Source organism: Shimia sp. R9_3 (genome assembly GCF_017743755.1).
Lineage (GTDB): Bacteria > Pseudomonadota > Alphaproteobacteria > Rhodobacterales > Rhodobacteraceae > Shimia.
In genome coordinates this window covers 57,035-73,939 of the sequence record NZ_JAGHRP010000004.1, presented here as the reverse complement: position 1 = coordinate 73,939, position 16,905 = coordinate 57,035, and the positions used below count along the sequence as shown (strand labels likewise).

Here is a 16,905-nt window from a genome sequence, read left to right as displayed (position 1 = left end):
ATTCACTCCAGCTCTAAAATTGGCGATCCCAAGACATCCAGATCCGGCGTTACCCCCAATCCCGGCCCTTCCGGTGGCGCAATGCGGCCTGCGCTGCGTGTTGGCGCCTCAGGGCACAATCGCGGGCTGACATAGCCAGAAAGATCACAGGTGTTCAGCAGCGCGCCTTTGGGTGTTGAGGCCGCAAAATGCAGCGCTGCAGCGGTCACAATGTCTGATCCCCAGGTGCATTCAGCACAAATCTCAGCCCCAAGATGCAGCGTGAGATCCCGCGCGCGGCGCATGACGGATAGTCCGCCAAACTTGGAGAGTTTCAGGGCCACCGCATCCATGATGCCAAGCTCATAGGCTTTCAACAAAGTGGCGAGATCATACGCGCCCTCATCCAGTTTCATGGGCAAACCTGTGGCCTGTCGCACCGCCGCGCAGTCCTCGAGCGTCTTGCAGGGCTGCTCCAGCATCACATCCAGATGCGCCACCGCCCGCCCCGTGCGCGTCGCCTGCAGACGCGTTGCCCCGCAGTTCCAGTCGCCATAGACAATCGGCCCCATACCCACCGCCTCGCGCACTTTGATCAGACGTTCCGCATCCGCTTGCCAATCTGCATCCGCACCAAGCTTCACCTGAAACTGCCGGATGCCTGTGGCGTATGCTTCCTTGGCGATCCTCGCCATCTCATCCGGCGCAATACAGGTGATCGAATGATAAAGCGGCATATCCCGCCGCGTGCGCCCGCCAAGCAAGGCATAGAGCGGCTGCCCCGTGATCTTCCCCCAAAGATCCCAAAGCGCGATATCGACGAGCGATTTGGCATGCGGGTGGCCGATTAGATGCGCTTCTAGCCGGTGCATCAGCCCATCCACGCCCGCCAACTCGGCCCCGAAAATTTCCGGCGCCATCTCGACAACCGCACTGGGTACACCCTTTGCAAACGCAGGCAGGTAATGCGGGATCGGGCAGACTTCGCCCCACCCTTTCAGGCCCTCTTTTGTCTCAAGACACAGCACATGGCTTTCCACGGTTGTGCAGCTTTTGCCCTCAGCCATGTAGTAGTTTTCATGGCTGGTCAGGTCCACGGACCAGAGCGAAAGCTTGACTACGGACATGTGGCCACCTCGCGCGCATCCGCTCTCGGGCGCAGACTGTCTGGATCATAGGCCGGTTGCCCGAGCACACGCGCCTGTCGCGGCTGCCCATGAATGACCACCTCCAGATCTGTACCGGGTTCTGCGGCAGCGGGTTTCACATAGGCAAAGGCAAGGATTGTGCCGACAGTTGGCCCATATGCGACAGAGCTTGTTGCCCCGACCACCTCACCATTATGCAGAACCGCCTCGCCGCCATGGCCGTCAATCTGCCCGTCAGGCTCAATTTCTAGGTAAGCACAGACCCAAGGCAGATCATGGTTCAGAGTCAGCTCCCGTCCGAGAAACGCTTTTTCCGCGCGCACAAACCGCAACACGTCTGCCTCCGCCAATGTGACCTCATTGGTCAGCTCTCCGGCACCTTTAAAGCCCTTCTCCATGCGCATCACGTTCATGGTGAAGCTGCCATAATCCACGATCCCATGCGGCGCGCCAGCAGCCCAAAGCGCGTTGTAAACGTCCAGGCAGGCCTCGGCAGGCATGTGCAACTCCCAGCCCAGCTCCCCGGCATAAGACATGCGCAGCGCCCAGACGTGATGCCCCGCGACGGTGATCTCCTGAGCAGACAGCCAGCGGAATGCAGCGTTGGACAAGTCTGCCTCGGTACAAGCGCCCAGCACGTCTCGGCTCTTTGGTCCGTTGAGCGACACTGCGGCCCAGGCTTCTGAAAGCGGCGTCACCACCACCTGCTCATCGGTGCGGCTGTGCGCCAGATGGTCCAGAAGGCGTTGTTCAAAAAACGCAGCGCAAACAAGATAATATCGATCTTTATTCATGTGTAGAATTGTTGTTTCCAACTCGATCCGGCCCCGCTTATTGAGCATATGGGTGAGTGTGATCGCCCCATCTTTCTGCGGCATCCGATTGGCGGTCAGCCTGTCCAAAAGCGCGTAGGCATCCGGGCCGGACACCTCAACTTTGGTAAACGCCGTGACATCCATGACGCCGACCCGTTCACGTACCGCCTTAACCTCCGCAGCGACGACGTCGTCCACTGCCGAACGACGGAAGGAATAGTGATCCTGCTGCGCCACGCCGCCCCGTGCAAACCAGCGCGGGCGCTCAAAACCATAGACTTCCTCATGCACCGCGCCCTTGGCCTTCAAGGTCTCATAGAGCGGCGAAGGTTTGATCGGTCGCCCCGCCAAGCGGTTGTAATGCGGAAACGGGATCTCATGACGCAGGCAGTAGTCTTCCTCCGCCTTTGTGACTTGCCATGCTTTGCTGGCGTAGCTTCCAAAGCGGCGCGGATCAAACTCCCGCATGGAGATATCCGCCGCCCCATGCACCATCCAGCGCGCCAGCTCACGGGTCAGCCCCGGCCCCCAGCCGATGCCGATTTGCGTGCCACAGCAGCACCAATAATTGCGCACACCCGGCGCAGGTCCGATCAGCGGGTTGCCATCCGGCGGATGGCTGATCGCGCCGTGGACCTCGCGCTGGATGCCCAATTCCGCAAAAATTGGCATACGGTTTAGGCTTTCCTCAAGCCAGGGCATCACGCGGTCATAATCCGCGTCAAACAGCCAGTTTTCATAGTCCCAAGGGCAGTGATCATGCCATACAGAATTCGGATTATTCTTCTCGTAAATCCCGATCAGCCCGCGTTTCTGCTCCATGCGAATATAGCCCGAGACCTTACGATCATCGCGGATCACAGGCAGTTCGCGCTCAAGCGCTGCAAACTCCGGCACAGGTTCGGTGACAAAGTAATGGTGCGTCATCGAGGTCATCGGCAGCTGCAGCCCAGACCATTCGCCCATCTGCCGCGCATAGGTTCCGCCCGCATTCACCACATGCTCACAGCGGATTGTGCCCTGCTCGGTTTCAACCAGCCATTCGCCATTTGATGCCTGGGTGATGTTGGTGGCGCGGCAATGGCGGATGATCCGCACCCCCTTTTGACGTGCGCCTGCCGCCATGGCCATGGTCACATTTGTGGGATCCACATGGCCATCATCCGGCGTGTGCAGAGCGCCCAGAACGCCCTCAAGATTGTAAAACGGATGGTGTTTGGCGATCTCATCTGGCCCGACCAGCGAGATATTGAACCCCAGTGCGCGGCCCACCGACAACGTGTGGCGCAGCCAGTCCATTTCATCTTCGGTATAGGCCAGCCGGAACGAGCCACAGCCATGCCATGTCACAGGCTGGCCGGTCTCCGCCTCAAGCGCACCGGAATAGAGCCCGATGTTGTAGTCGACACATTTGCCAAGGCCAAAGCTGGATGTCGAATGGGTGATCTGCCCCGCCGCGTGCCAGGTGCTGCCGCTGGTCAGCTCTGCCTTCTCAATCAGAACCGTCTCTGCGCCCCTGCCCTCATGGCCCAGATGATAGGCCAACCCAACGCCCATCACACCGCCACCGACAATGACCACACGTGCCTGAGTAGGAAATTCCGTTGCCACGTCCGCTTCCTCCTAGCGCATTTTTCTCTCGACAGGCTAAGCGATCAAAAATACCATCGTCAATCATGAATGGTACAAATGTGTCAAATACGATTCTGGAGCGGTTGGCGGAAGAACTGCCTGCGCTGACGCCAGAGACGCGCAAGGCGGCGACCTATGTGCTGGAAAACCCGCGTGACGTGGGGGTGTCCACCGTGCGTGAAATCGCCGAGGCCGCGAATGTGAAGCCCAACACCGTTGTGCGCATGGCACGGCAGGTGGGGTTTGAGGGCTACGATGATTTCCGCGATCCGTTTCGCGAGGCGATCCGCCGCGGGGCTGCGGATTTTCCCGACCGTGCGCGTCTACTACAGGACATTCAGAAATCCGGCGATCTGGGCGGGCTTTATGCGGATATGGTGCAAAGCACCCTGCGCAATATTGAAGACAGTTTTGGCGGGATCAGTGCAGAACACCTTCACGCCGCTGCCAAAGCCATCTGGGCCGCTGACAATGTCTTCACGCTCGGCGTGGGGGTCAACAATTCCAACGCCCGCAATTTCACCTATCTGGCCTCCACAGGCATGGTGCGTTTTCACGCGATCCCCAAACCGGGCTCCACGCCCATTGACGATCTGGCCTGGGCGACAGGCAAAGATGTCCTGATCGCCATCACCTGCCGCCCTTACCGCTCTGAGGTGGTGCAGGCGGTGGAAACCGCACGCGATCAGGGCATGTGCATCATTGCCATCTCCGACAGTCCGGCAAGCCCGATCATCCGGGCCGCGGATCACGGCTTTCTTGTCTCCTGCGACACGCCACAGTTTTTTCCCTCCTCCGTCAGCATCATCGCGCTCTTGGAGACGCTTTTGTCTTTTGTGATTGCGGTTGCGAGCGACGAGGTGGTGGCGCGTGTCGAAACCTTTCACGCCCGCCGACACAAACTGGGGCTTTATCATGAGGAAGGGTGATGGCTGACATTCTGCGCTCGCTGGAGGCTCGCTATTACACCGATCCGGAGGTCTTCCGGATCGAAAAACAGGGTCTTCTGGCGCAGACGTGGCAATTCGCCTGCCATACCTCGGATCTCCCCGACCCGGGCAGCTACGCTACCTTTGACATCGCGGGCGAAAGCCTCTTTGCGATCCGGGGTCAGGATCAGCAAATCCGCGTGTTCTACAATGTGTGCCAGCACCGCGCACACCAGTTGGTCGAAGGCACAGGCCGCACCCGTGTTGTCGTCTGCCCGTATCACGCATGGACCTATGAGCTTACCGGCCAACTGCGCGCAGGCCCCAATCTAAAGGCCCTGGAAGGTTTTGACAAATCAACGGTTTGCCTGACGGAAGTTCAGGCAGAAGAGTTCCTGGGCTTTCTCTTTGTGAACCTTGATCCGGAGGCGGCACCGATGGAGAAGTGGTTTCCAAACGCACGGGCCGAGCTGTCTGAATGGGTGCCCGATTGGGCCGATCTCAAACCGTTGGAATGGGTCGAAATCCCAGAGCGCTGCAACTGGAAAGTCTCGGTCGAAAACTACTCAGAGTGCTATCACTGCGCGCTCAATCATCCGACCTTTGCAAGCGGCGTGGTGAAGCCTGAAACCTATGACATCCAACCTCAGGGCAAATGCCTGCGTCACACCACCGAATGCCAGAGCCTTGAGGATATGACCTATGACATTCATTCCGGCTTTGAGCATTTTGACGAATATTCCAGCTGGTTTCTCTGGCCGATGTTTTCTTTTCAGGTCTATCCCGGCAATGTGCTGAACACCTATCATTGGCGCGCGGTGGATGCGGATCATGTGCTGGTCTGGCGCGGTTGGTATTCCGTTGGTGGCGCAGAGGATCCGAAGCTGCGCCAGCTTGCCCAGCAAGACCGCGACACAACGGTGGCTGAGGACATCACCTTGGTCGAATCCGTGCAGCGTGGCTTGCAATCGCGCGGTTACAAGCCAGGCCCGCTGGTGGTCGATCCAAAAGGCGGCGTGAACTCCGAGCATCCCGTCATGCACCTGCAACGCTGGATGCGCACGGCAATTGACAAAGCCTCCTCCGGGTGACGCCTCTGAGGATTTCTGCACGGCAGTGATTTTTTCATTTGACAGAGGGTCTTTGCAAACTTAATGGCCAGCGCAGTTTCATGCAGCGTTGCCGCTGAGAAATGGCTTGGGAGTGTGCTCAGATGAAATGGCTTCATCTTCGTAATGCGGGGCAAATAGAGCCCGCCTAGTCGCCTGCGATCGCGTTATCGCCTGCCCCTTCTTCCATCTTATCAAATATCAGCTAAGGTTTGTTCTCATGTCCCATGAACAGCCGCTTTCTGACTCCATTTACGGCATCGATCGTTGGAGCAAAGGACTGGTCACTGTTCTGCCGAACGGTGATGTCGCGCTTTGTGATCCGGCTTTTCCGGACGCAAAGCCGATCAGCCTGCCCGGCATTCTCGAAGATCTCCAGCAGCGCGGCATCGCAAGCCCGTTGTTGCTGCGTGTCAAAAGCTTTCTTGAAGCGGAAATTCGGCACCTCAACGAGAGCTTTGCGCAAGCGATCATCAAGACCAACTACCGTGGCAGCTATCGCGGTGTCTTCCCGATCAAGGTGAACCAGCAGTCGCAAGTGGTTGATCGCATTGTGGAGTTTGGGCGTCAGTATGAATTTGGCCTCGAAGCAGGCAGCAAACCGGAGCTGGTGATTGCTTTGGCGCATCGGCTTTCCAAAGAGGCGCTGATCATCTGTAACGGCGTGAAAGACGCGGAGTTTGTCCGTCTCGCAATCCTGTCACAGCGTTTGGGCTTCAACACCGTCATCGTGTTGGAAAGCCCAAAAGAAGCGGAGATCGTCATTGAGGTTGCCAAAGAGCTGGGCATTGATCCGCTGCTTGGGGTGCGGGTGAAACTCACCAACCAGATCAGCGGCAAATGGCAAAGCAGCTCCGGCGACCGCTCCGCCTTTGGCATGAACACCGATCAGCTTCTGCGCGTGGTGGATCGTCTGCGCAACGAAAACCTGCTGCATTGCCTGAAGCTGCAGCACTCCCATCTCGGCAGTCAGGTGCCAGATGTGAACGATGTGCGCCGCGCCGTCTCTGAGGCCTGCCGTTATTTCACCGAACTCACCCGCGAAGGCGTGCCGCTCACCCATCTGGATCTCGGCGGCGGTCTGGGCGTGGACTACACCGGTGAAAAACGCGCCTCTGAAAACTCGATCAACTACACGGTCGAAGAATACTGCGCCAATATTGTGGAAACGGTGGGCTACGCCATGGATGAGGCGGAGCTGCCCCATCCGGTGCTGGTCACAGAAAGCGGTCGCGCGGTCTCTGCTACATCCTCCATGCTGGTGTTTGATGTGCTCGAAAGCACGCTCTACGACGCACCCGATGCGCCAGAGGTGCAGCCAGACGACCACCACTATGTCACAGACCTTGCAGCGATTGGCGGCTATCTCATTCCGGCGCGCGTGCAGGAATGCTGGAACGACGCGCGGTTCTACCGCGACGAGCTGCGCGCGCTTTTTCGCCGCGGCCATATCGACCTGCGCCAGATGGCGCGTGCGGAGCGCATCTTCCTGCGTTTGATGTCTGATATCAAAGTGATAGCGCGCGAAAGTGAACCAAACAGCGATCTGGATCGAGAGCTGCAACAGGTGGCCGACGTCTACCATTGCAACTTCTCTCTGTTCCAATCGCTGCCGGATGTCTGGGCCATCGACCAGCTGCACCCGATTGTCCCGCTGCAAATGCTCAACCAGATGCCGGACCGACGTGCGGTGCTCTCTGACATCACCTGTGACAGCGATGGCAAGATGGACAAATTCATTCTTGCAGGAGACATCGCGCCTTCCTTGCCGGTGCACACCCTGCCCGAAGATCGCCCCTATTACCTCGGGGTGTTCTTTGTGGGCGCCTATCAGGAAACGCTGGGCGATCTGCACAACCTCTTTGGCGACACCAATGTGGTGACCATTGATCTGCGCGCCGATGGCGGCTTTGACCTGCTGCATGAGCAGGAAGGTGACACCATCGCCGAGGTGCTCTCATACGTGGAATATGACCCGGCAGACTGCATTGCCGCTTTCCGCAAAATGGTGGATGAGGCGATCTCCGCCGGCCACCTGCAATCCAAAGAACGCAAAACCCTCATCGGAGCCTATCGGGACTCGATGAACGGATACACCTATTTTGAATAACCCTCTGAAGACCAACAGTCAGGAGAACCTCATGGGAAAGACACTTGTCGTCGGCGCTGGTGGCGTCAGCCATGCCGCCGTTCATAAGATGGCGATGAATGCCGATATCTTCAGCGAGATCACGCTGGCGAGCCGCACCAAATCCAAATGTGATGACATCGCCGCAAGTGTGAAAGAGCGCGTGGGCGTGGAGATCAAGACCGCAGAGCTGGACGCCATGGATGTGGCCGCCACCGTGGCGCTGATCAAAGAGACCGGTGCCGAGCTTCTGGTGAACCTCGCCCTGCCGTATCAGGATCTGGTGCTGATGGATGCCTGTCTTGAAGCGGGTTGCCACTATCTGGACACCGCAAACTACGAGCCCGAAGATGTGGCCAAGTTTGAATACCACTGGCAGTGGGCCTATCAGGACAAATTCAAAGAAGCCGGCCTGACCGCCATCCTCGGCTCCGGCTTTGATCCGGGCGTGACCTCCGTGTTTGCCACCTGGCTGAAGAAACACAAGCTCGACACCATCCGCCAGATCGACATTCTGGATGCCAATGGCGGCGACAACGGGCAGGCCTTTGCCACCAACTTCAACCCGGAGATCAACCTGCGCGAAGTGCTCGCCGAGGTGCGTCACTGGGAAAACGGCGCATGGCAGCACAGCCCGGCGCTGACCAACAAGGTGGAATTCGACTTCCCCGGTGTTGGCATGAAAAACATGTACCAGATGTATCACGAAGAGCTGGAAAGCCTCGCGACGCATTTCCCGGAAATCGAGCGCGCCCGTTTCTGGATGACCTTTGGCGATGCCTACATCATGCACGCCACGGTGCTGCAGAACGTTGGCATGACCCGCATTGATCCGGTGATGCATGACGGCCAGGAAATCATTCCAATCCAGTTCCTGAAAACCCTGCTGCCCGATCCGGGTGATCTGGGCGCGCTGACCAAAGGCAAAGCCTGCATTGGCGACATTGCCACCGGCCAGGCCAAAGACGGCTCCGGCGAGAAGACCTTCTACATCTACAACATCTGCGACCACGAAGAGTGCTATGCAGAAGTCGGCTCTCAGGCGGTGTCCTACACCACCGGCGTTCCTGCCATGATCGGCGCGGCGCAGGTTCTGAAAGGCAACTGGAAAGAGCCCGGCGTGTGGAACATGGAGCAGCTGGATCCGGACAACTTCATGGACATGCTCAATGCACACGGCCTGCCCTGGCAGGTACATGAACTCGACGGTCCGGTCGATTTCTAAACACGCAATGCGGCGGCCTGATACGGGCCGCCCCTTCCTCTTGCCCCAAATATCCCGGGGGAGTCACCGCCTGCGGTGACGGGGGCCGCGCCCCCTTCCATCCTCAGCCGCGTGGAGCCAAAGATGTCTGATATGATGCAAACCCAGGCCGGGGACGCAGGCGCGTTTCGCGACTTCGATCTCAGCCGTGTGCCCAGCCCCTGTTTTGTGGTGGATGAGGCCGCTATCACGCGCAACCTGCGCATCCTAAAAGATGTCTCTGACCGCTCCGGCGCCCATGTATTAAGCGCGCTCAAAGCCTTTTCCATGTTCTCTCTGGCGCCATTGGTGCGCCAATACCTCGGCGGCACCTGCGCCAGTGGCATCTATGAAGCACGTCTGGGCCGCGAGGAATACGGCGGTGAAGTTGCCACCTTCTGTGCAGGCTACAAAGACAGCGATATCGACGACATCCTCGCGCTTTCTGACCACATCATCTTCAACAGCCCCGCACAGAAAAACCGTTTTCTGAACAAAGCTCTAGCGGCCAAAGTTCAGATCGGTCTGCGCATCAATCCCGAACATTCCGAGGGCGAAATCCCCAAATATGACCCCTGCGCCCCCTGCTCGCGTTTGGGCACTCCGGTGAGCCAACTCACCCCGGGAATTCTTGAAGGCGTGGATGGTCTGCACATGCACACATTGTGTGAACAGGGCTTTGAACCTCTCGCGCGCACATGGGCGGCGGTGGAGCCCAAACTGCGCCCCTATCTGGCAGATCTCAAATGGCTCAACTTCGGCGGCGGGCACCACATCACCCGAGCGGATTATGACCGCGAGGCGCTGATATCCTTCATCCAAGAAATCCGCAGCACCTATGGTGTAGAGGTCTATCTGGAGCCGGGCGAAGCCGTGGCGCTGGATGCCGGCATTCTTGTTGGCGAAATCCTCGATCTGCCCACCAACGGTATGGATCTGGCGATCACCGATATCTCCGCCACCTGCCACATGCCCGATGTGATCGAAGCCCCTTATCGCCCGGCCCTTCTGGATGAGACGAACGCGGGACACAGCTATCGCCTTGGCGGCCCCTCCTGCCTCGCGGGCGACGTGATTGGCGACTACACATGGGCGCAGCCGCTTGAGATCGGCCAGCGCTTTGCCTTCCTCGATCAGGCGCATTATTCCATGGTGAAAACCAACACCTTCAACGGCGTGCCTCTGCCCGCCATTGCCCTGTGGAACAGCGAAACCGACGAGCTCACCATGGTGCGCGAATTTGACTACACTGATTTTAAGGAGCGCCTGTCATGAGCGTTTTTCTGGACAGCGAACTGACTGAAGCCGAGCGTACTGAGGACGCGTTTTTCCACGTGATCCCGGTGCCGCTGGAGCGCACCGTCTCCTATGGCGCTGGCACAGAGGCCGGACCCGCCGCCATCATCGAAGCCTCCAACGAGCTTGAGCGCCTCTGCAAAGGCATCGAGCCCTGCGCCAAAGGCATCTACACCCATGCTGCGCTGGACTGTAACGGCCCGCTGCCCGAGGTCATGGAGCGCTTGGCCGCCAAGACCGAAGCTGTTGTGAACGCAGGAAAACTGCCCGTCACACTTGGTGGCGAGCATTCCCTCAGCTACGGCGCTGTTAGCGGCGTAGCCCGCGCTTTGGGCCAACCCATCGGCATCGTGCAAATCGACGCCCATCCGGATCTGCGCATCGCCTATCAGGGCGAAAAACACTCTCACGCCTCGGTCATGCATCTCCTGTCTGAAGATGGCATCCGACTGGCCCAGTTCGGCGTCCGCGCACTCTGCCCGCAAGAGGCCGAAAGTCGCAAAGAAAACAATGTCTTTTATGTCGATGCAGAAGAACTTGTGGTCAACAATATCCACGCTATCGACCTGCCCGAAGACTTCCCGGAGCTGGTCTACGTGAGCTTTGACGTAGACGGCCTCGACCCAAGCCAAATGCCCGCCACCGGCACGCCGGTCCCCGGCGGCCTCGGCTTCTACCAAGCACTGCATCTGGTCGAACACGCCCTCAAAGGCCGCCGCTGCGTGGGCTTTGATGTGGTAGAACTGGCCCCCAATGGCGAAGAAGCCTGGGATTTCACCGCTGCCCAGATCGTATATCGCCTGATGGCGCTTTAGTTCCAGATAGCGTATTGACGAAAGAGCACGGCCGATCCGGCCGTGTTTTGCTATTTCAGTGAATGTATTTGAAGTAGCCAAATCGGCATCACACGGCGTTTTTGAGCGCCTGTGATTGCTGGTCTTTAGCCCAATTCACAAAAAACAAAAAAGCCCTCAAGTCTTTGCGACTTAAGGGCTTTTTATGGCTCCGGCGGTAGGGATCGAACCTACGACCAATTGATTAACAGTCAACTGCTCTACCGCTGAGCTACGCCGGAACATGCATCTCTGAGCTACCTCAGAAGATGTGGCGGGGTATAGCTTTGCTTTTAAGAGACGTCCAGAGGATTTTTGGAAGTTTTTTGAAATTCCGCAAAAAACTTTTACAGAGGTTCAAAAACCGCCTCAGCGCTCAATCCGACCGGCGCAGACACCATATTTTTTCCATATAAATCAATGAGGTGTGCAAAGACATTGCGCGTGGCTGCGGGCAGTAAGGCAGCGGGTGTTTCCACGTAAATCATCTCCGCAAGCGCTTGAGCGGTTGCTGGCCCGTCTTGCAAAGCTTTCAGGATCTCTGCCTCCCGCCCCTTGCGATGCGTCATCAGCCAATCAAGGCGCCCTGCAGGATCGTCAATCGGTGCACCATGGCCTGCGTGAAACACCCGCCAGTCGCGTGCGCGCAGCTTTTCACAGGACGCCATGAAATCTGTCAGATCCCCGTCAGGCGGCGACACCAGCGAGCTGGCCCAACCCATCACATGATCTCCGCAGAAACAGATGTCCTCCATCGCCAGCGAAATGTGGTTTCCGAAATGTCCGGGCGTGTGAATCACCTCAAGCGCCCAGCCACGTCCGCGTAGCACTTCGCCCCCACAGACCACCCGGTCCGGCATAAAATCCGCATCGACGCCCTCCCCGCCGCCAGCCAGACCGCTGTCTGCGAGCTCCTGCATAACTGCGCTGCGCCCGGCGTCCACATCCCCATAGGCATAAATCGGTGCCCCGGTCTCCTCGGACAAAGCTTTGGCCAGCGGGGAATGATCCAGATGTGCATGGGTGACAATAATATGGGTGATGCTCTGCCCAGGTGTCAGGGCCGCGAGGATGGCTTGCAGATGTTCGGCATTCTGCGGACCCGGATCAATCACCGCGATCTCTGTCTTACCAATCAGATAAGTGTTGGTGCCGCGAAAGGTCATGGGGGACGGGTTGGGACACAACAGCCGCCGCACATTGGGTTCCAATTGCTCGGGCACACCGGGTTCAGGGTTGAAAGCCAAGATTTGCGGGTCCATTGTCGTCCTCTCGGGATAGTCAATGACCAAGGTGTAGGCATGTTTTTTCGCTGGCTCAAACACTATATGCCGCGCAGCCTCTACGGGCGCGCTGCGCTGATCCTGATCCTCCCGGTGGTACTGTTGCAGGTGGTGGTGTCTTTTGTGCTGGTCAGCCGCCATTTTGAAGGCGTGACAGAACAGATGACCTTTGCCACATCGCGCGAAGTCATGCTGGTTCTTGAGGCCATGGAGGTGAGCGACACCTACCCAGACGCGCTGCCCACCGTATTGGAAACGCTGGATATCTCGGTGTCCCATCCCGAGGTGCTCGCCACGGCGGACACCCGTCTTTGGTATGATTTCTCCGGCATCATTATGACGCGCGATTTCAAGAAGCTGTTGCCGGATGTGCAGGCCGTTGAGCTGATCGATGACAGCAAAGTTGTGCTGAATCTGGCCACAGCCTCAGGCCCTCTGGTGGTGGAATTTGACCGCAAGCGCGTTTCGGCCTCCAATTCCCACCAGCTGTTTGTGAACATGCTGGTCTTTGGGGCGCTACTGACCTTTGTCGCCTATCTCTATTTGCGCAATCAGCTGCGCCCGATCAAACGGCTGGCAGTGGCTGCCGAGGCCTTCGGACGTGGGCATTCCCTGCCCTACTCTCCGCGCGGTGCCATCGAAGTGCGCGCTGCGGGCAATGCCTTTTTGGACATGCGTGCCCGGATTGAGCGCCAAATCGAGCAACGTACGCTGATGCTGTCGGGCGTCAGCCACGATCTGCGCACGCCGCTCACGCGCTTCAAACTCGGGCTGTCGCTTTTGGAGGACGAAGACCGCGAGCCGCTGGAGAAAGACGTTGAGGAGATGCAGCGCATGCTGGATGCTTTTCTTGATTTTGCCCGAGGCGTATATGCGGACGAAAGCGAAGACATCGATCCAACGGCGCTCGTGGAGAATCTCGTCAACAGCTACACCCGCAGCGGCGCAGCGGTCACTCTGAATGAACCGGTCGGGGCGGGCGAAATTCCGCTGCGCCCGGCCAGTGTCCGCCGCGCCGTCGACAATCTGATCGGCAACGCCATCCGCTATGGCACCCGTGCCGAGGTCTCCGTCGAGATCACCGAGAAATACGTCCGTATACGGGTGGAGGATGACGGCCCCGGCATCGCGCCGGAGCGCTATGAAGAAGCCCTGAAACCCTTTGCGCGGCTGGAACCGGGCCGCAACCAGAACAAAGGCATGGGGGTGGGATTGGGCCTATCTATTGCAGCTGATGTGGCGCGTGCCCACGGCGGCATCCTGCGCCTTGGCGAGAGCACAAAGCTTGGCGGGCTGCGCGCCGATCTTGTCCTCGGGCGCTGAACCCGCGAAAACGTCGGCCCAGCTTTACACCTGCCACCGAAGGCGGTAGCACTCAGGTCACCCTTCTGCGACGGAAAAGACAAATAAAAGGAAGCGTTATGCGTATTGGAAACCGTGACATTGGCCCCAATCACCCGCCCCTCGTGATCGCAGAGATTGGCATCAATCACGGCGGCGATCTGGCCGTGGCCAAAGAGATGGTGCGCCTCGCCGCCCTGTCAGGCTGTGAAATGGTCAAACATCAAACCCATTTTGTGGATGATGAAATGACCGAAGAGGCCAAGCAGATTTTCCCGCCCAACGCAGATGTCTCGATCTGGGAAGTGATGGAGCAATGCGCGCTGTCCGGCGAAGAAGAGCTGGAGCTGATGCGCTACACCGAAGAGCTCGGCATGATCTTCATCTCAACGCCGTTTTCGCGCAAAGCCGCAGATTTTCTGGCCGAGGCGGATGTACCCGCTTTCAAAATCGGCTCTGGTGAGGCCGACAACCTGCCCCTGATCCGCCACATCGCGTCCTTTGGCAAACCGGTCATCATGTCCACCGGAATGCAGACCATCGAAACCATGCAGCGCTCTGTCGCCATCCTCGAAGAGGCCGGCGTCGAATACGCTCTGCTGGAATGCACCAACCTCTACCCGTCCCCGCCTGAAATCGTTTCCCTGCGTGGCGTGACCGATCTGAAAGATGCCTTCCCAAACGCAGTTGTGGGCTTCTCTGATCACTCTATCGGCCCGGAAATGGCACTGGCCTCTGTGGCGCTTGGCGCCTGTATTCTGGAGCGTCATTATACCGACACCCGCTACCGTCAGGGCCCCGATATCATCAACTCGATGGACCCATCCGAGCTGCGCTTTTTGATCGAGCGCTCCCGCGAGATCTGGATTGCTGCCAACAACCCCAAACAGCGTACTGAGGCCGAAGAGCCCGTCTATGCCTTCGCCCGCGCCTCTGTCGTGGCCGATAAAGACCTGCCCGCAGGCCATGTGATCACCGAACAAGACATCTGGGCCCGCCGCCCGGGCTCCGGCGAAATTCCCGGCTACGACTTTGACAAAGTGGTTGGCAAAACCCTGACACGCGCGGTCACCCGCAACACCCAGGTGAAATGGGAAGATCTGGAGGTTTGAGGCCAGATGCAGCACTTCCAATTCACTTGTCTGGATCCACGCAAAAAGAAGCGCGCCACCATTGCCCGCGTACTCTCAGAAGGCGGGCCGATCCACTGGTGCAAACTGGCCCCGCTCAGCCTACGCGGCTGGCCGGAAACCGCAGAAGTGGCGCGCGAAGCGCTGGATATGTCCAAAGACCGCGGTGCCAGCGGCCTTTCGCAGGCGCTGCATCTGTGGCTGCTCAAGCTGCAATACAATGGCGCACGCGCTTATTTTGCCAAACACGCCGATCAGGTTGCGGTCTGCTGGAACGGGCTTAACGGCACGCGCCGGGTGTTTATGCAGGGCGCCAAGGCCGCAGGTGCCAAAACTCTGTTCTTTGAGCTTGGGCCTTTTCCGGGCCGGATCACCGTGGACCCACAGGGCGTAAACAACGCCAGCTGCCTGCCGCGTGACATCACGCCTTACGCAGATTGGTATGAAACAGCAGAAAAACGCAACTGGCGCGAGATCAAAGGCCAGATCAAACAGCGCAGCGCTCTGAGAGACGCCGAAGCCGTAGATGCCCCTCTGCTCAGTGATCCCTTTATCTTTGTGGCACTCCAGACACCGGGTGACAGCCAGCTGCGCCTATTTGGCGGCAATTTCCCCACCGTTCCGCACCTGATAGACGCCATTGCCAAAGCCGCAGAGGCCCTGCCAGAAGGATGGCACATCCGCATCAAGGAACACCCCACCGCGCCGGAATCCTTCGCCGCCGAGATCCAAAGCGCCCTGCCCGGCAAAGTGTTTTTGGACAACGCTAATGACACCTTTTCGCAGGTCGCCACAAGCCGCGGTGTCGTCACGGTGAATTCCTCTGTCGGTCTTGAAGCGATGTTCTATGATAAACCAGTGGTGGCTTGCGGACAGTGTTACTGGGCCATTGATGGCGTTGCCATGCGCGCGCCCGACACGGCTGCACTGACATCACTATTTGCAGAGCCCGACACGCTTTCCTTCTCAACCGAAGCTCGCGACGCCTTCATGTCTTTTCTAGATCAGGTCTACTACCCGAACATCGAAGAAACACCGACGTTCGACCTGATTGCGCAACGCTTGAGCGACAACGACACTTCAGGCATCTGGCAGGGCAAAACATGATCTGGCCGTTTTCCAAGTCCAGAAAAAAGGGACGTGCGTCCCGCATCTCCATCAGACCGCCGAAACCGGATGCTGATCGCCATGGCATCGCTCTCGTCGCCATCGCAAAAGACGAAGAGCGCAGAATCGAAGACTGGCTGACATTTCACTCGCTTGCAGGTGTGCGAGAGGTCATTCTTTACGACAATATGTCAGGGGATCGCACAGCCGAGATAGCGCGCAATTTCAAGGGAATGAAGGTCACTGTCATACCTTGGCAGCTGCATACAGAAACCGACTCACCAGTTTTGATCCTGCCCCGTCAGATAATTGCCTACTGCCATGCGCTCTGCACCTTCGGATCCAAATTTCGCTGGATGAGCATGGTTGATCTGGATGAGTACATCGTACCTAAAGACGCAATGTCTATTCCGGAGGCTCTGAAACCGCTGGAGGCTCACAGCAATATTTCTTTGCCATGGGCGATGTTTGGCCACAATGGACACGAGACACCGACACAAAGGCCAATTCCGTTTAACTACACTGAACGCGCAGCTGAGCAATCAGGCCCGTTGCTGAATTTCAAATGCATCATCGATCCTACCAATGTCACCAAAGTAAGTGTGCACAAGTTTGAAACCGCTAGTATGGGCAAACAAACGGTCAATACGTTGGGTCAGAGCGCGAGTAACAAAACACGCAAATCGTCCGCCTTTGTGACGAACGAAGTTTTGCAGCTCAATCACTATTATCTACTGTCCCGACAGGAAACCGATGACAAAATCAACCGCGGAGCCGTGTCTGGAGTTTCCAACGACACACGGGCAAAATCTCTGCGGGAGAAACAGATCTTGATCGAAGCTAACCCAATCACAGACAATTCCGCTTTGGAGTTTCTCTCCCGCCATGGCGTCAAACACGCCAATGATTTTGCAGACAAATTTCGAGGGTAA

General features: G+C 57.9%; 13 protein-coding genes and 1 tRNA gene. 10 read left to right on the top strand and 4 right to left on the bottom strand.

Features of this window, described 5'->3' with window-relative positions; translation table 11 throughout:
- Window positions 1–2: 2 nt before the first annotated feature.
- Window positions 3–1,106 (bottom strand): enolase C-terminal domain-like protein, encoded by a 1,104-nt coding sequence (locus tag J7412_RS11710; protein WP_209078827.1) that lies wholly within the window; start codon window positions 1,104–1,106, stop codon window positions 3–5.
- Window positions 1,097–3,553 (bottom strand): FAD-dependent oxidoreductase, encoded by a 2,457-nt coding sequence (locus J7412_RS11705; protein ID WP_209078826.1) that lies wholly within the window; start codon window positions 3,551–3,553, stop codon window positions 1,097–1,099. Before J7412_RS11705 ends, J7412_RS11710 begins: the two co-directional genes overlap by 10 nt.
- Window positions 3,554–3,618: 65 nt before the next feature.
- Between J7412_RS11705 and J7412_RS11700 the strand changes: the two genes are divergently transcribed.
- From J7412_RS11700 to speB, 6 genes are all read left to right on the top strand, one after another.
- On the top strand, window positions 3,619–4,503 hold the full coding sequence (locus J7412_RS11700; protein ID WP_209078825.1) for a MurR/RpiR family transcriptional regulator: 885 nt from the start codon (window positions 3,619–3,621) through the stop codon (window positions 4,501–4,503).
- A complete protein-coding gene (locus tag J7412_RS11695) occupies window positions 4,503–5,594 on the top strand; it encodes an aromatic ring-hydroxylating dioxygenase subunit alpha (protein WP_209078824.1) in 1,092 nt (363 codons plus the stop codon). Before J7412_RS11700 ends, J7412_RS11695 begins: the two co-directional genes overlap by 1 nt.
- A gap of 238 nt (window positions 5,595–5,832) precedes the next feature.
- The gene (gene speA / locus J7412_RS11690) at window positions 5,833–7,722 is read left to right on the top strand and encodes a biosynthetic arginine decarboxylase (protein WP_209078823.1); all 1,890 of its coding nucleotides are present in this window, start codon (window positions 5,833–5,835) and stop codon (window positions 7,720–7,722) included.
- 31 nt (window positions 7,723–7,753) lie between these two features.
- Window positions 7,754–8,965, top strand: a complete 1,212-nt coding sequence (locus J7412_RS11685) for a saccharopine dehydrogenase family protein (RefSeq protein ID WP_209078822.1) — start codon at window positions 7,754–7,756, stop codon at window positions 8,963–8,965.
- Window positions 8,966–9,088: 123 nt separating this feature from the next.
- Window positions 9,089–10,258 (top strand): carboxynorspermidine decarboxylase, encoded by a 1,170-nt coding sequence (gene nspC / locus J7412_RS11680; protein WP_209078821.1) that lies wholly within the window; start codon window positions 9,089–9,091, stop codon window positions 10,256–10,258.
- Window positions 10,255–11,094 carry an agmatinase gene (speB, locus tag J7412_RS11675; protein ID WP_209078820.1) on the top strand — a complete coding sequence of 280 codons (840 nt, stop codon included), beginning with the start codon at window positions 10,255–10,257 and terminating at the stop codon, window positions 11,092–11,094. The genes nspC and speB overlap by 4 nt, the downstream gene beginning before the upstream one ends.
- 185 nt (window positions 11,095–11,279) lie before the next feature.
- On the opposite strand, the gene J7412_RS11670 is transcribed toward speB, so the two are convergent.
- Window positions 11,280–11,354 (bottom strand) — tRNA-Asn (locus J7412_RS11670).
- Window positions 11,355–11,459: 105 nt separating this feature from the next.
- Window positions 11,460–12,374 (bottom strand): MBL fold metallo-hydrolase, encoded by a 915-nt coding sequence (locus J7412_RS11665; protein ID WP_209078819.1) that lies wholly within the window; start codon window positions 12,372–12,374, stop codon window positions 11,460–11,462.
- A 39-nt stretch (window positions 12,375–12,413) separates the two neighbouring features.
- On the opposite strand from J7412_RS11665, the gene J7412_RS11660 reads away from it, so the two are divergent.
- The 4 genes from J7412_RS11660 to J7412_RS11645 all read left to right on the top strand — a co-directional run bounded on the left by J7412_RS11660 (window position 12,414) and on the right by J7412_RS11645 (window position 16,905).
- Window positions 12,414–13,718: an ATP-binding protein gene (locus tag J7412_RS11660; RefSeq protein WP_209078818.1), complete on the top strand. Its 1,305-nt coding sequence runs from the start codon at window positions 12,414–12,416 to the stop codon at window positions 13,716–13,718.
- A gap of 98 nt (window positions 13,719–13,816) precedes the next feature.
- On the top strand, window positions 13,817–14,848 hold the full coding sequence (locus J7412_RS11655; RefSeq protein WP_209078817.1) for an N-acetylneuraminate synthase family protein: 1,032 nt from the start codon (window positions 13,817–13,819) through the stop codon (window positions 14,846–14,848).
- A 6-nt stretch (window positions 14,849–14,854) separates the two neighbouring features.
- Window positions 14,855–15,973 carry a capsular biosynthesis protein gene (locus J7412_RS11650; RefSeq protein WP_209078816.1) on the top strand — a complete coding sequence of 373 codons (1,119 nt, stop codon included), beginning with the start codon at window positions 14,855–14,857 and terminating at the stop codon, window positions 15,971–15,973.
- A complete protein-coding gene (locus tag J7412_RS11645) occupies window positions 15,970–16,905 on the top strand; it encodes a glycosyltransferase family 92 protein (protein WP_209078815.1) in 936 nt (311 codons plus the stop codon). The genes J7412_RS11650 and J7412_RS11645 overlap by 4 nt, the downstream gene beginning before the upstream one ends.

What these genes read in the sequence shown, in the direction of transcription:
- J7412_RS11710 (WP_209078827.1), bottom strand. Translation starts at nt 1,106, where the DNA reads ATGTCCGTAGTCAAGCTTTCGCTCTGGTCCGTGGACCTGACCAGCCAT.
- J7412_RS11700 (WP_209078825.1), top strand. Translation starts at nt 3,619, where the DNA reads ATGAATGGTACAAATGTGTCAAATACGATTCTGGAGCGGTTGGCGGAA.
- J7412_RS11695 (WP_209078824.1), top strand. Translation starts at nt 4,503, where the DNA reads ATGGCTGACATTCTGCGCTCGCTGGAGGCTCGCTATTACACCGATCCG.
- speA (WP_209078823.1), top strand. Translation starts at nt 5,833, where the DNA reads ATGTCCCATGAACAGCCGCTTTCTGACTCCATTTACGGCATCGATCGT.
- J7412_RS11685 (WP_209078822.1), top strand. Translation starts at nt 7,754, where the DNA reads ATGGGAAAGACACTTGTCGTCGGCGCTGGTGGCGTCAGCCATGCCGCC.
- nspC (WP_209078821.1), top strand. Translation starts at nt 9,089, where the DNA reads ATGTCTGATATGATGCAAACCCAGGCCGGGGACGCAGGCGCGTTTCGC.
- speB (WP_209078820.1), top strand. Translation starts at nt 10,255, where the DNA reads ATGAGCGTTTTTCTGGACAGCGAACTGACTGAAGCCGAGCGTACTGAG.
- J7412_RS11665 (WP_209078819.1), bottom strand. Translation starts at nt 12,374, where the DNA reads ATGGACCCGCAAATCTTGGCTTTCAACCCTGAACCCGGTGTGCCCGAG.
- J7412_RS11660 (WP_209078818.1), top strand. Translation starts at nt 12,414, where the DNA reads ATGTTTTTTCGCTGGCTCAAACACTATATGCCGCGCAGCCTCTACGGG.
- J7412_RS11655 (WP_209078817.1), top strand. Translation starts at nt 13,817, where the DNA reads ATGCGTATTGGAAACCGTGACATTGGCCCCAATCACCCGCCCCTCGTG.
- J7412_RS11650 (WP_209078816.1), top strand. Translation starts at nt 14,855, where the DNA reads ATGCAGCACTTCCAATTCACTTGTCTGGATCCACGCAAAAAGAAGCGC.
- J7412_RS11645 (WP_209078815.1), top strand. Translation starts at nt 15,970, where the DNA reads ATGATCTGGCCGTTTTCCAAGTCCAGAAAAAAGGGACGTGCGTCCCGC.